At 68.2% G+C, this 13,929-nt stretch carries 10 protein-coding genes; 5 read left to right on the top strand and 5 right to left on the bottom strand.

Features of this window, described 5'->3' with window-relative positions; genetic code table 11:
• Positions 1–521: 521 nt before the first annotated feature.
• Positions 522–4,565, top strand: a complete 4,044-nt coding sequence (locus RM609_RS05565) for a GDSL-type esterase/lipase family protein (RefSeq protein ID WP_311608383.1) — start codon at positions 522–524, stop codon at positions 4,563–4,565.
• Between the two features lie 139 nt (positions 4,566–4,704).
• The gene (locus tag RM609_RS05560; protein WP_311608382.1) at positions 4,705–5,280 is read left to right on the top strand and encodes a cupin domain-containing protein; all 576 of its coding nucleotides are present in this window, start codon (positions 4,705–4,707) and stop codon (positions 5,278–5,280) included.
• A 28-nt stretch (positions 5,281–5,308) separates the two neighbouring features.
• Here RM609_RS05560 and RM609_RS05555 read toward each other — a convergent pair whose 3' ends face one another.
• Positions 5,309–8,092, bottom strand: coding sequence for a helix-turn-helix transcriptional regulator (locus RM609_RS05555; RefSeq protein ID WP_311608533.1), 2,784 nt, complete (start codon positions 8,090–8,092; stop codon positions 5,309–5,311).
• A gap of 49 nt (positions 8,093–8,141) precedes the next feature.
• The gene (locus RM609_RS05550; RefSeq protein WP_311608532.1) at positions 8,142–8,630 is read right to left on the bottom strand and encodes a TetR/AcrR family transcriptional regulator; all 489 of its coding nucleotides are present in this window, start codon (positions 8,628–8,630) and stop codon (positions 8,142–8,144) included.
• A gap of 233 nt (positions 8,631–8,863) precedes the next feature.
• On the opposite strand from RM609_RS05550, the gene RM609_RS05545 reads away from it, so the two are divergent.
• A complete protein-coding gene (locus tag RM609_RS05545) occupies positions 8,864–10,306 on the top strand; it encodes an aldehyde dehydrogenase (RefSeq protein ID WP_311608381.1) in 1,443 nt (480 codons plus the stop codon).
• An 81-nt stretch (positions 10,307–10,387) separates the two neighbouring features.
• On the opposite strand, the gene RM609_RS05540 is transcribed toward RM609_RS05545, so the two are convergent.
• Positions 10,388–10,747: a hypothetical protein gene (locus RM609_RS05540; RefSeq protein WP_311608380.1), complete on the bottom strand. Its 360-nt coding sequence runs from the start codon at positions 10,745–10,747 to the stop codon at positions 10,388–10,390.
• A 212-nt stretch (positions 10,748–10,959) separates the two neighbouring features.
• On the opposite strand from RM609_RS05540, the gene RM609_RS05535 reads away from it, so the two are divergent.
• Positions 10,960–11,409: a peptidase inhibitor family I36 protein gene (locus tag RM609_RS05535; protein ID WP_311608379.1), complete on the top strand. Its 450-nt coding sequence runs from the start codon at positions 10,960–10,962 to the stop codon at positions 11,407–11,409.
• A gap of 26 nt (positions 11,410–11,435) precedes the next feature.
• Here the strand turns inward: RM609_RS05535 and RM609_RS05530 are convergent, their stop codons facing one another.
• On the bottom strand, positions 11,436–12,110 hold the full coding sequence (locus tag RM609_RS05530; protein ID WP_438828390.1) for a helix-turn-helix domain-containing protein: 675 nt from the start codon (positions 12,108–12,110) through the stop codon (positions 11,436–11,438).
• A gap of 183 nt (positions 12,111–12,293) precedes the next feature.
• On the opposite strand from RM609_RS05530, the gene RM609_RS05520 reads away from it, so the two are divergent.
• Complete coding sequence (locus tag RM609_RS05520) at positions 12,294–13,484, top strand: cytochrome P450 (RefSeq protein ID WP_311608378.1); 1,191 nt, start codon at positions 12,294–12,296, stop codon at positions 13,482–13,484.
• Here the strand turns inward: RM609_RS05520 and RM609_RS05515 are convergent.
• Positions 13,468–13,788 carry a hypothetical protein gene (locus RM609_RS05515; RefSeq protein ID WP_311608370.1) on the bottom strand — a complete coding sequence of 107 codons (321 nt, stop codon included), beginning with the start codon at positions 13,786–13,788 and terminating at the stop codon, positions 13,468–13,470. The two genes, RM609_RS05520 and RM609_RS05515, sit on opposite strands and share 17 nt — an antisense overlap.
• Between the last annotated feature and the right edge of the window lie 141 nt (positions 13,789–13,929).

Below are 13,929 nucleotides of genomic sequence, written 5' to 3'. Positions count from 1 at the left end.
TCCGCATGCAGGCACGTCGGCCTTCTCCTCCACCGCTCGGCCGGGTTACCTCCGGACCTCATCCGGAGATGTCTTCACCCACCACGTCCGGGACTCCTCGATCAAACAGCCCAAGGTAGCTGACACTGTATCAGGTGGGGGGAACTTCACGTATGTGTCTACGTCAACATGTTCCGAACGGCGACTGACGCTTCGCGGTCACACATGTCGTCTATTGACAGTCAGAAGCCGCACATGTCAGCATCGCCACCCGCTGAGCGGGCTACGATCCCCGGTCGCTCGGCAGCGTTCACACGTGTGGGCTTGCCCGGCCGGTGCTGACCATCGGCGTCCACCCCAATGACTGATCCGCCCGGTCGTCACGCAAGGACCGTTGTGGAAAACGGCATCGGTATCGGCATCGGTTCGGCTCCAGGGCTCGTGGCGGGCCGCGGCGGACAGGAAAGAGAGACGGACAGTTGTCCATACGTACGCCGGGACGCGGGTCCCGGGGCAGACCGAGCCGTTGGCGGGCGGGCGCTGTGGCGCAGGGCCTGTGCGTGGCGATGCTCGCCTCGCTCGTCACGCTGCTCACGCCGCTCGTGCCGGCGCAGGCGATCGAGGACGTCGGCAAGCCGGCCATCACGTTCAATATGCTCGGCGGCGACCGTTGGGGCCACGTCAGGTCGAATCTGATCAAGGACGCCGACATCGTGGCCCTACAGGAGGCCACGACCGCTCCTAATGATTTCACCAAGAGCGAAGTGATCACCGACAACCTCACCGACACCGCGCAACCCCCGAGCAGCCGTCTGAAGTACCGGGTCTACGCCCAGCGATGGGGTGATCGAAAAACAATGGGGGTGCTGCTCTACCTGGACATCCTGGGCAGGGACACCTGGGGCCCCGGCGCCGACCCCGATGACCCGGACTCGCAGAACAACCACCAGAAGTCCATGGCGATCTGGCTGCGGGACGCACCCGAGGACCTCAAGGACCTGAAGGACCGCGTCAAGGTGTTCCCCGCTCAGGACGCGGGCAACAAGTGGCTCCGGTCCCGTCCGGCGTTCGGCGTGAAGGTCGACAACACCTGGTACTTCGACATCCATGCCGCGTCGATCCGTTCCGGTGACAAGCCCAACCCGCATACCGTCGCCCTGATCACCACGATCACCCAGACCATGGCCGGCCAGCGATGGCGGGCTCTGGGCGACTTCAACAGCTCGGCGGCCCCCACCCGGGCCAGGTTCCCCAACACGTTCTACGCGACGCAGAACGGCAAGCCCGACGGCACGCCCGTCACGACGCAGCTGAGTGGCTTCGCGCTGGACTACATGATCGCCAGCGATCAGCTGAAGAACCTCGACGTGTCGATGAGCAGCCGGAACGGCAATTCCGACCATTTTCCCGTCAGGTTCGCCCCGTGGAAAACAGCGCCGTGCAAAGAGGGCTGGAGCCGGCCGACAAGCTACAACTACGACGACGCCCGGCTCACCGCACTCACCGCGCGTGACGCAGGGGACGCGTGCGGTCCGCCGCCCGCGGTCGTCTCCATGGGGGACAGCTATATTTCGGGCGAAGCGGGACGGTGGGCCGGGAACGCTCCCGCCTCCGCAGTCGGCTCGGCGTGGGGCACCGACCGGGCCGCGGTGAACTGCAACGGCGAAGAGAGCGTGTGCGACCACGACCCGTCCAAGGTGTACGGCGACACGTCGTACGACAAGGGCGGAAGCGCGTGCGACCGGTCCGACTCCGCCGAGATCAGGGGCCTGACGGTCGACGACGTACCGCTGGAGCGGCGCTTCAACATCGCCTGCTCGGGAGCGACGACGGACAATGTCACCACGACCGGCTTCAAGGGCCGGCGTCCCCAGATCGACGATCTGCGCGACATCGCCCGGAACAACGACGTACGACTGGTCGTGCTGTCGATCGGCGGCAACGACCTGAAGTTCGCCGACATCCTCCAGGACTGCGTCAAGGCGTACTTCTATCCGTCCCTGTTCAACAAGGGCTGCCGCGGCGCCAAGGAGAAGGAGTTCGCCGAAGGTCTCGACCCCGCACGGGCCAAGATCGTGAAGTCGGTCGAAGCGATCCGGACGGTGTTGCGCGAGGCCGGGCAGGAGGACGGCTCGTATCAGATCGTGCTGCAGTCCTACCCCAACCCCCTGCCGCTCGGCCGCGACTACCGTGACCCGGAGAACGCGCCCGTCCCGCCCGCCAACTACAGCCGGTACCTGAGCGGCGGATGCCCCTTCCTGGACGCGGACAGCGACTGGGCGCACACCTCCGTGGTGCCCCGGATCAGCGCCATGCTGCGCGGCGCCGCCAACGAGGCCGGGGTGTCCTTCCTGGACCTTCAGGACGCGTTCGCCGGGCACGAGCTGTGCGGCAGGACGACGCAGCAGGCCAACAAGGACCACAAGCTCTCCTCCCCGCTCCCCGCCGAGCGCGCCGAGTGGGTGCGGTGGGTCCCGTACCTGGTCGACGGCCTCAAGGACCTGCCGTGGCAGGCCCAGGGGAACCAGCAGGAGGCGATTCACCCCAACCACTACGGCCAGCTCGCCCTGTCCGCCTGTCTGACCAAGATCACGGCGAAGCTCGGCGAGACCCCGGTGACCTCGTCCTGCGTGGGCAAGCCGTCCGGTGCTCCCGACACCGTCGACGGGAGCGTCGACAACAGTACGGTGCTGAGCAAGAGCAACCGCCGCGCCCCCGTGGCCGGGCTGCCGGACTGGAGCCGGGCCGGATACCGCGCCGGTGAGGTGCTCCCCGGCGCCGCTTCCCGAACCTCCGACCCCACCTGCCGCATCACTCCGTCCGAGCTCGAGCAGCGGTTCAAGGTGAAGCCCGACGACGGACAGGACGACACGGCGGGGCTGCAGAGCGCCATCGACCAGATCCGCGACTCCTGCACGCCCAGCGCGGGCCCCAACAGACTGTCGGTGATCGAGCTGCCCAAGGGCAAGATCGACGTCAGTAAACAGCTCGCCGTGGACGCCTCCTACCTGGTCATCCGGGGACAGGGCGCGGACCCGGACAGCGGCTCGCGGATCGTCTTCCGCCCCGACGAGAACACCCGCTACGACAAGCTGACCGAGAAGGGCGAGCGCTGGAACCAGGGGGCGATGGAACACAAGTGTGAGTTCACGACGGGCAACAACGTCGGCACGGGCGGCTGGATATGGCCCGGACGTGGACTGTTCCGGGTCCAGACCCGCGAGGTCGCCGAGAAGTACCTCAAGATCTGCGGCTACCCCTCCAAGATCCCGGAGAACCGCCGTGACCTCTTCGAGGGCTCCGTCAACCAGCACTGGGAGTCGGGCGTCGCCGTGGCCGGATCCCCGGCCGACGCCAAGTACGCCGCACACCAGGGCGACCGGGTGATCCAGCTGAACCCCAAGGCGAAGATGGACGCCTTCAAGCCGGGCGGCGACCTGTGGGTGGGCGCCGCCAACAGCCTCAAGTTCTACCAGTCCCAGGAGGTCGCGGGGGCCGCGGCGGACGACGGCCGGCTGGAGAACCTCCACATGCGCCAGCAGGTGTTCACCATCGCCTCGGTGGACGCCGCCCGCCACACCGTCACGATCGACAAGCCGCTGGAGTTCGACGTCCCGGTCGACTCCACCTCCGACGGCTCCCCACCGCTGGGGGTGAACGGCAAGCCCTACACCAGCAAGGTCACCGCGCTGAAAATGATCACCGATGTGGGATTCGAGGACTTCTCCTTCACCGAAGACATCAACGGCCTGCCCAAACTCGGCGGCGGTACGTACCGGCTCAGCCCGGCCGACGCGGTCCACAACTACGGCAACATGGCACCCGAGTACGCCATGCACGGCATCGTTTTCAAATGGGCCGCCGACTCCTGGGTGCGCGGTGTCCGCGCCGACATGACCGGCTCGCACCCGGTCGTCACCGAGGTGGCCAGGAACATCCAGGTCGAGCACAACGTCTTCGACGGCGCCTGGAACAAGGGCAAGGGCGGCAACGGCTACCTGCGCGGATCCCGCGTCTGGGACTCCCTCCACGCCTTCAACACCAGCCGCAACCTACGGCACTTCACCTTCCAGTGGTCGGCTTCCGGCAACGTCGCCATCGGCAACGACTTCGACTCCGACCTGAACCTGCACGGCGGCTGGGAACGACGCAACCTGTTCGAGAACAACACCGTGCACGTTCCCTACAACCACTCCTCCGGCGAGTGCGCCAGCAACTGCGGCGGTGAAGGCGGAGCCGGCGACAAGGGCACCTGGTGGCCGATCTACTGGGCCGCAGGCAGCAAGGGCATCGGCTGGTCCGGATCCACCGGCCCGCAGAACGTCTTCTTCCGCAACACACTGACCAAGCAGACGACCTCAGGAGGTCCCTACGAGCCCTACCAGCCCTACGCCGACACCTCCAGGATCTTCCAGTTCGGTTCCGCCGCCGGCGACGCGAGCGTCTTCCAGCACCTGAGGGGCGCGGGCGGCCCCATCCAGGACTGGGCGGACAACGAACGCAACGACTACACCCGTGGCGACGGCGTCAACGCCTCCAGGACCGACGCCGGCCGTTCCCTGTTCCTGCGCGACTACCACTCCTGAGTTACGGCCCGGAGCCATGCGCGCCCGTTTCCGGCGAACCTCGGTTCGCCGGAAACGGGCGCGCTGCGTTTGACTCACACGTGTGCGTTGGCTGACTTCAGCCTTGTGTGTGTTTCAGGGACATGTTTGTCTAAGAGACATGACGATCAACCGACGCCTTCTTCTGCGTACGAGTAGCGTTGCCGTGGCCGGTGCGCTCGGTGCGGCCGCCCTGTCGGACACCGCAGCGGCGGCCACTACGGGCTCCGACCCGACCGAGGGCGTCACGCGTACCCTCCTTCAGAAGCACCCCTCGCCTGCCGAGGGGTGGGATGCCGTGCAGACGCTCGTGCAGATCCCTCGGCACAGGGAGTCGGGGCGGCACAGCCATCCCGGTGTCGAGGTCGGTTACATCATCCGTGGTGATGTCCTGATGGAGTTCGACGACAGGCCGCCTCTCCGTCTGCGCTCGGGGGATCCGTTCTTCATTCCTGAGGGCGTCATCCACAATGCTCGCAATGTCGGCGAGGTGACGACGATGATGCTTTCCACGTATGTCGTCGACGGGACGAAGCCCCTCGTGACTACCTGTCTAGGGGTGCGGAAGGTCGGCGGTGGCGATGTCCCAGTCGACTCCGGAGAGCTCATGACCGGCGGGAATGAGCCTGTAGGTGTGTTCGAGCCACTCCGAGAGCGGAGGAATCGGCAGTTCGAACAGCGCCGCCATGTCGCCTGAGACCAACGATTGTCGTCCCCGGCCGCAGTCACACGTTCTTGTCGTCGGGAATGTTGCTCAGGGCGTCGCGCAGCGCGGCCCGGGAGGTGATGCCGAGTTTGGGGAAGACCCGGTAGAGGTGGGAACCGACGGTACGCGGTGACAGGTGCATGCGTGCGCCGATCTCCTTGTTGGTCAGGCCGCCGGCGGCGAGATCCGCTATCCGGCGTTCCTGCCACGTCAGTGCCGCGAGGTGCGCCGTGGAGGCGGGGGTGGACGTACCCGCGGCACGGAGCTCGGCCCGGGCTCGTTCGGCCCAGGGGGGTGTGCCGAGGCGTTCGAAGGTTTCGGCGGCGAGCGTGAGGGGGCGGCGTGCGGCTTTGCGCCCTTGGGTGTGGCGGAGACGGATGCCGTGGGCGAGGCGGATGCGGGCGGATTCGAAGGGGAAGAAGGCGGCGGCGGGGTGGGTTTCGGCGCGGTGGAACATGTCGTCGGCTTCGGTGGGGTCGGTGGCGGTCATGGCGAGGGCGCCGTAGGTGACGAGGGCGAGGCGGGGGGAGACGGCGGGGAGACCGGCCCGGTGTGCGGCGAGGGCGTGGTGGCGGGCTTGTTCGGTGCGGCCGGTGTGGAGGGCCGCTTCGACGAGGTCGAGGAGGGTGCGGGGGGCTTGGTGGGCGTAGGGAGCGAAGGCGCCGGGGGGAGTGATGCCGATGGCGTGGAGGTACGCGGCTTCGTAGTCGCCTTCGGTGAGGGCGGCGGTGGTGCCGATGGCGTCGGCGAGCTGGGTCAGGAAGCCGACGCCGCGGGGGCGGGCCCAGGTGTCGACGGTGGCCTGGAGCTCTCTCGCGCGCTCGGTCCGGCCGCGCATCGCCGCGAGCAGGCCGAGATACGCATGTGTGTGGTGGACGAACAACGCGTAGTCGTGCGACGCCGTCAGGTCCAGGGTGCGCTGTCCGGTCCGTTCGGCCTCGTCCCACTCACCGACTGCCATCTGGTCGAGCATGACCAGGTGCAGCATGGTCATGGCCGACGCCACGGCCCCGGTCTCCACCTCGCGGTCGACGGTGCGCTGGAGGTACGGCCGGTACTGGCTGAGGGTGTCGACGTGGTAGGCGGCGACGCCCAGGCGGGTGATCTCCCACGGTTCGAGTGCGCGGAGGTCGGCGAGGGCGCTCTCCACCCGCTCGTGCACGCCGGTCCCGCGACGTACCACGTCACCCCAGGCGTCCTCGTATATGCGGGAGTTCGGGGACACCAGGCCGCCCAGGGAGCCGAGCAGAACGTGTGCCCGCTCCCACGACGTCTCGTCGCTCGCGTACTGGCTGATGGCCAGGAGCAGGTTCACCAACCGGGTGAGCACCTCGTTCGGCTCCCGCGCTCCGCCGTCACGGATGTTCTCGATCGCGGCCAGGACCTGGCGCTGCGTGGACCACACGTCCCCGTCCTCGTACAGCGCGACGTAGGCCGATGTGAGGACCGCGGCCGGGGACTCGCTCGTTCCTGACGCGATGTCGGAACGGACCAGTTGCTGGGCCCGGTCCAGCAGGCCGGCCTGCCCGGCGACGAACGCCGCGTCGCCCAGCCTCCGGGACCGTTCCTCGTGGCTCTCGCTCAGCTCCGCCGCCCGGGTCAGCCAGGACACGGCGGCCAGCGAGGCGCCCCGCAGGGTGGCGGAGTCGGCGGCCGCCTCCAGTGCGGCCGCGACCTGTTCGTCGGGGTCGACCGCGGAAGCCGCCAGGTGTATGGCGCGCCGTTCCACATCCTTGCGGTGCACGTGCGCGAGGACCGCGTGGGCGGCGCGCCGTTGGCCGACGGTCGCTGTCTGGACGACCGTCGACCGCACCAGAGGGTGCCGGAAGACGAAGTCGCCGCTGAGCGGATCCATGTCCAGCAGGCCGCATGCCGCTGCCTCGTCGGCGTCCACCATGCGGTAGCGCGTGCCACGGGCGTGTCCGGTCGTTGCCGTGCCCGCTCCGACGCCGTCCAGGGCGCCGCGCAGCAGTTCCGTGCGTACGGCGTCACCGAGTGACCCGATACGGGCGCCGTACACATGCTGAAGGCGCACGGGCAGGGGGATACCCGTGCCCGCGTATCCGGGCAATTCCCCCCGGTTGCTCGCTGCCGGGCCCCGGCCCCCGCGCATCACATGGGGCGGCAGCTCCAGCAGAGCCAGCGGGTTCCCCTGGGCCTCGTCCAGGATCAGACGACGGATCCGGGGATCGAGCCCGGGGTTGCGCATGTCCAGGAGCTGCTCGGAGGCCTTCTCCGACAGCGCGGTCACGAGCAGTTGCGGGAGCGCGGCCGTGTCGAAGCCGGAGGGCACGCCGGAACGCAGGCCGATGAGGAGCTTGACCGTGCCACCGCTGAGCCTTCGTCCCACGAACCCGCACACCTCGATACTGGAGGTGTCGAACCACTGGCCGTCGTCGAGCACCAGCAGGAGGGGTTTCCGCGACGCCGCGAGGGAGAGCAGGTCGAGGACGGCGATGCCGAGTGCCATGACCGAGGGCGGTGCGCCTTCACCCCTGCCGAAGACGACGTCGAAGACTCGGCGGTGGCTGTCGTCCAGCTGGTCGATGTAGGGGAACAGCGGGTACAGGAGCTGGTGCAGGCCGGCGAACGGCAGCTCCGACTCGGCCTCGACACCGGCCGCCCTGATCACTCTGTGCTCCTCGCCCGAGGCAAGGTCGGCGACATGGTCCAGCAGGGCGCTTTTGCCCACGCCTGTGTCGCCCCGCAGCACAAGAGCCCGGCCCCCGGTGGCCGTCACGAAGCCGGACAGCACCTCCTGCTCGGCCTCGCGGCCGATCAGCGCCCCGTCGATCGACTCCATCGTCCCCACTTCCTCCTCCGCCATGTGTGAACCCGAGGGCCGCGCTGTGTCAGGACGTTCCGATGCCGTGGAGCAGGGTGTCGACGACGACGTCCGCCGCCTGACCGGGACTCAGTTCGGGCATCTGCCGTGACACCAGATGCATGAGCTGGGGCAGCAGCGCGCTTGCCCATCCCTCGGGTTGGTCGCGGCGCAGGAGGCCCTCGTCGGTGGCCCGCCGCAGAAAGCTGTCGACCTCGCGGACGGACACATCCCTGCGTTGGCGGATGGCGTCGTCGGTGAGCATGCGGGTGAGATCGACGGGCCAGGCGCGGTTGACGGCGATGACGTTCTCGACGTAGCGGTGCAGGGCGACGGCGACGGGCGCTTCACGCAGTCGGGCATCTTCGATGGCCTGTTCGACGGCTGTGAGGCGGGCTTCGTAGATGGCGGTGAGGAGTTCCTCGCGGGAGGCGAAACGCCGGTAGACGGTGCGCCGGTCCACGCCTGCCTCGGCGGCGATGCTCGCGATGCTGGCGCCCGGGTCGGTGGCGAGCATGCGGGCTCCGGTGGTCAGGACGGTTTCCAGGTTGCGTGCTGCGTCGGCTCTCACCGCGCCGATTCTAGTCGTGAAGTGTGGAATCTGGTGCATCTATTGCCACAAGTGTGTGCAACCTAAGAGCAGCTCGGCACATCAATGTGTGACTAGAAATAGTAAGTGCTACATTGACGTGACAGTTAGATGGAGTGCCGGAACCAACCGACACCGCTGGACTGGAAGAGGGAAAGCACGTGATCACCTACGGTCGGCTTTTCATCGGGGGCTCCTGGGTCGAGCCGAGCGACCCGGACCTGCTCGACATCGCCTCGCCGCACGACCGGTCGGTGGTCGGCCGCGCCGCCCAGGCGCAGCCGGCGGACATCGACCGAGCGGTGTCCGCGGCAAGGGCGTCCTTCGACGCGGGTGCGTGGCGTCTGGCCCCGCCGGCCGAACGGATCGCGAAGCTGCGGCGGTTCAACGCACTGCGCGAGGAGAACGCGGAGGAGATCGCGCGCCTGATCTCCCTGGAGAACGGTTCGGCCGGATGGTTCACCCGTGCCGGACAGCTCGGCCTGACCCGACAGGCGAACGCCTACCTGAAGGCGGCGGAGGCATTCGGCTGGGAGGAGACGCTCGTCCCCTCCGACCCGGCGTCCCCCGTGCGCAGCGTGGTGCGCCGTGAGGCGGTCGGGGTCGTGGCCGCGGTGATCCCGTGGAACTCGCCGTTCTCCTCGGCCACCTCGAAGATCATCCCCGCTCTGGTCGCCGGCAACTCCGTGGTCCTCAAGGTGTCCCCGGAGAACTCGCTGAGCATGGGCTTCCTGGCCGGCCTGCTGGAGCGGGTGGGCCTGCCCGAGGGTGTGATCAGCGTTCTGCCCGCGGACCGGGAGACCAGTGAGTACCTGGTGTCGCACGAGAAGGTCGACAAGATCGCTTTCACCGGCTCGACACGGGCCGGCCGCCGCATCGCCTCGATCGCGGGCGAGCAGCTCAAGCGGGTCAGCCTGGAGCTGGGCGGCAAGTCCGCCGCGATCATCCTCCCCGATGCCGACATCGAGAAGGCCGTGGCGGGCGTGAAGTTCGCCTCCCTGCTCAACAACGGCGAGTCGTGCATCGCCCAGACCAGGATCCTGGCTCCGCGCAGCCGGTACGAGGAGGTCGTGGCCGGGCTCAAGGAACTGGTGGAGTCGCTGCGGGTCGGCGACCCGAACGATCCCGGCACCTTCATCGGCCCGATGATCCGCCCCGATCAGCAGGAGCGTGTGCGCGACTACATCCGGCTCGGCATCGAGGAGGGCGTCCGCCTGGTCACCGGCGGCCCGCAGATCCCCGCGGGCCTGGAGAAGGGCAACTACGTCACACCCACCGTCTTCGCCGATGTCGACAACTCCATGCGCATCGCACAGGAGGAGATCTTCGGCCCGGTCCTGGTCGTCATCGCCTACGACGACGAGGACGACGCCGTCCGCATCGCCAACGACTCCGAGTACGGCCTCTCCGGTGGCGTCTGGTCCTCCGACGAGGAGCACGCCCTGGCGGTCGCCCGTCGCGTCCGCACCGGCACTGTCACGGTCAACGGCGCCTCCGTCGGCTTCGACGGCCCGTTCGGTGGTTTCAAGGCCAGCGGCATCGGCCGCGAGTACGGCGCGGTCGGCCTCGGCGCCTACACCGAGTACAAGACCATCACGATGTGACCCGTCGTCCGGTACGGGCGGGTCCCGGCTCGCGACGTGTGCCATGTCGGCGGGCGCCGGCGGCCGGCGCCCGCCGACTCGTTACGCGGGGACCACGCGGTAGCTCAACGCCGCCCACGGAAGGTCGTCCTGGAGGAGGGACCCCGTGGCGAACGCGTGGGTACCGGTGCAACCGGCCCCGGGGTACAGCACCACGGACGCGGAACCGGAGACGATCTGAACGGAACGGGGCGGCACCGGCAGAGCGTGGCACGTACCGAGGTCGGTGAGGTCGACCGTCGACACCGTCCCCGTGCCGTGGGTTCCCGAGTAGAGGTACGCGCCCTCCCGCAACGGAGGCCAGTCCGCGGCGTTCGCCGTCCCGGCCCCGAGGCCGATCAGAGCCACGGCCGTGGCGGCGGCAGCGGCGGCGGCACGGAGCTTCGCCCTGGTGATGAACACGCGAACACCCTTCGTGTAGGTGACGAGACCGGTGGAGGCATCGGTACGGCCGACTCTCACATGTTCAACCGTGTGCCGGTGAGTGCAATACCAGTCACATGTGTGCTTCTTGGGTGTGAGCTGACGTATCGTCGGAGGGCTACTATCTTGCATACGTATCTTCTGCTGACGCGTCATCCGGACGCGGTGCGACCTGGAGAGTGGAGAGACCCATGACACTGAAATCGCCCAAGCCGATGGCCGCCGCCGTCGCGAGCGCATTCGCCGGAGCGGCGCTGCTCTTCTCGGCGGGACCGGCAGCCGCGGACAGCCCTCCCTACAGCGGCTGCCCGGGGTGGGCGCTGTGCCTCTATCAGAACGGGGGCGGAACGGGCTCGAAGGTGGTTGTCACTCCTCCTCCGGCGGGCGGCAACATAAAAATAGTGAGACTCACCAACACCCATTTCCTGAACGGGGAGCTGGCCGACAACCAAGTCTCGTCCTGGTTGAACAACTCGCAGTGCCAGGTGCAGTTCTGGGACGATCCCAACGGGGAGCTCCACCCTTCTGACGTGGATTTCGCGCCGTCATGGCAATGGGGTCTGAAGGGTGACTACGCCTCCGGGACCTCCAAGGCGTACAACAACGACAGGATCTCCTCCTTCCGGTTCTACTGCCCGTAACATTGAGGTGGTTCGGCCGGGACCCGTCACGTCAGGAGGGTGCGCCAGCGGTCGGCCGACTCCATCATGTCCAGGGTGACCCGCTCCAGGAACGCCCCGCACCTGGCCAGCCGTTGTCCCACAGGGGTGTCGAGCCCGGCCGTCTCCGCCCCCGTCATCGCGGCCCGCGCCGACTCGAGCGTCTGCCGCGCGCTGATGACGACCGAGTGGTACCAGGCCTCGTCGTCGACCACGTAGATGTCGCGACGCCGCCGCGCATCGCGCTCGCGCCGGACATATCCCTGCTGGACCAGGAAGTTCACGGCCACGGAGACCGAGGCCGGGCTGACCTTCAGCCTGCGGGTCAGCTCGGTCGCGGTGCGCCTGCCGTCCTCGGACAGCAACAGGTCGACGTGCACGCGCGCTGTCATCCTCGGCATCCCCGACCTGACCGCCAGCTCGACGATCTCCTCTTCCATCGCGCCGCCCGGCACCGTGGCCGCGCGTGGGGGCGCCGGTGTGCCACGCCTCGCCCGCTGGACCGTCGCCTGGTGCGCCTGCTGGGACCGGTAGCCGCCGGGGCCGCCGTTGCGTCCGATCTCCCGGCTGATCGTCGAGGTCGACCGGTCGAGCCGCCTGGCGATCTCGGCGTAGGAGAGTCCGTCGGACAGGCCGGCCGCGATGCGCTGGCGGTCCTGTTGGGTCAATCGTCCTCCTGGCATGCCGTCAGTGTTGCCTTCGACGTCAGTCATTGCAACATGGCATTGCGTTCGATCCCAGCGTCATTGCATCAATTTCCCTGATCTGACCTGGGGATATGTCCTTCAGTAGATTGACGACATCATGAACGCAACGTAGCTTTCGGGCAGTGGCAAACACGTCATATCGCGAGACGAGGAATGGTCATGGATGAATCCGTCCACACCGTCACGACGCTGCCGACGGCGCGTCAGCCCGGCTGCCCCTTCGACCCGCCGGCAGAGCTGACCGACGCCCGCCGGCACGGCTCCATCAGTCGCTGCACCCACCCCGGCGGAACACCCGGCTGGCTCGTCACCGGGTACGACCTGGTCAAGTCGGTCCTGGCCGACTCGCGGTTCAGCTCGCGCAGAGAGCTGATGAACGTGGCCGACTTCGAGATACCTCCGGCGCCGCCCGGCGAGTTCCTCCTCATGGACGACCCACAGCACAGGCGCTACCGGAAGCCGCTGATGGGCAAGTTCACCGTACGGCGGATGCGACTGCTCACCGAGCGCATCGAGCAGATCACCACCGACTGCCTGGACGCCATGGAGAAGACCGGGCCGTCGGCGGACCTGGTGACCGCGTTCGCCAAGCCCATCCCCACCATCGTGATCTGCGAGCTGCTGGGAGTGCCGTACGAGGACCGGGGCTCCTTCCAGGAGCAGATCGACACGTTCATGGGCGGGGAGACGAGCGAGGAGGAGCTGATGGCGGCCTACACCGCCACCCAGAACTACCTCGCGGAGCTGGTGGCCGCCAAGCGCGCCAATCCCACCGACGACGTGCTCAGCGAACTCACCGACAGCGACCTGACCGATGAGGAGCTGAAGGGGATCAGCCTGATCCTGCTGGCGGCCGGGTTCGACACGACCGCGAACATGCTGTCGCTGGGCACCTTCGCGCTGTTGCAGAACCCGGCGCAGCTGGCCGCGCTGCGCGCCGACCCCGCGCTCACCGACCGGGCCGTGGAGGAGTTGCTGCGATACCTGAGCGTCGCCAAACAGTTCTGGAGGACGGCGCTGGAGGACGTCGAGCTGGGCGGCCAGACCATCAAGGCCGGCACGACGGTCGTCCTGTCGTACAACACCGCCAACCGCGACCCCGAGCGCTTCGCGGATCCCCACGTCCTCGACCTCAGCAGGCAGGACGGCGGGCACCTGGCCTTCGGCCACGGCATCCACCAGTGCCTGGGCCAGCAACTGGCCCGCGTCGAGATGCGCGTCGCGTTCCGCGCGCTGTTCGACCGCTTCCCCACACTGCGCCTGGCCGTACCGGCCGAAGAAGTCGCCCTGCGCCCGGAGACCGCGGACATCTACGGGGTGAAGTGTCTCCCGGTCACCTGGGACGTGTGATCGTCAGCAGGGCCATGGGGACGCCGGTGATGACGAGCGGCAGCGCCGGCACCCACCCGGTGGTGAATCCGACGACGATGCCGGCTGTCACCACCAGGATGCCGGTGACGGGCAGCACGCGGGATCCGGCTACGCGGGGCCAGTCGGCGGTCTCGGAGTCACCGAGTGTGAGGCGCTCGGCGTCGGTGGAGGGGCCGGAGGCGGACTCGGTCTCCTCGGCCTTGCCGCAGATCAGCCGGCCCACCGCCGCGTAGCCGGCCGCTGCCACGAAGGCGAGCGCGGCCTGCGCGCCGGGTAGGGGCACGGAGGACGCGTCGGTGCCGCCGATGACGGCGAGGACGCGCTGGACGCCGGGAGTCGTTCGTATCCAGTGGACGAGTGCGGCGAAACAAGGTTCGAACGCCCGTGGCGGTATGTCAGAAGCGCGTCAGGGAAGCGGTGTGTC

Origin of the sequence: Streptomyces hesseae, from assembly GCF_031845785.1 — a bacterium.
GTDB classification, from domain to species: domain Bacteria; phylum Actinomycetota; class Actinomycetes; order Streptomycetales; family Streptomycetaceae; genus Streptomyces; species Streptomyces hesseae.
The sequence above is the reverse complement of the archived record's forward strand: the minus strand, read 5'-3'. Positions and strand labels throughout refer to the sequence as shown.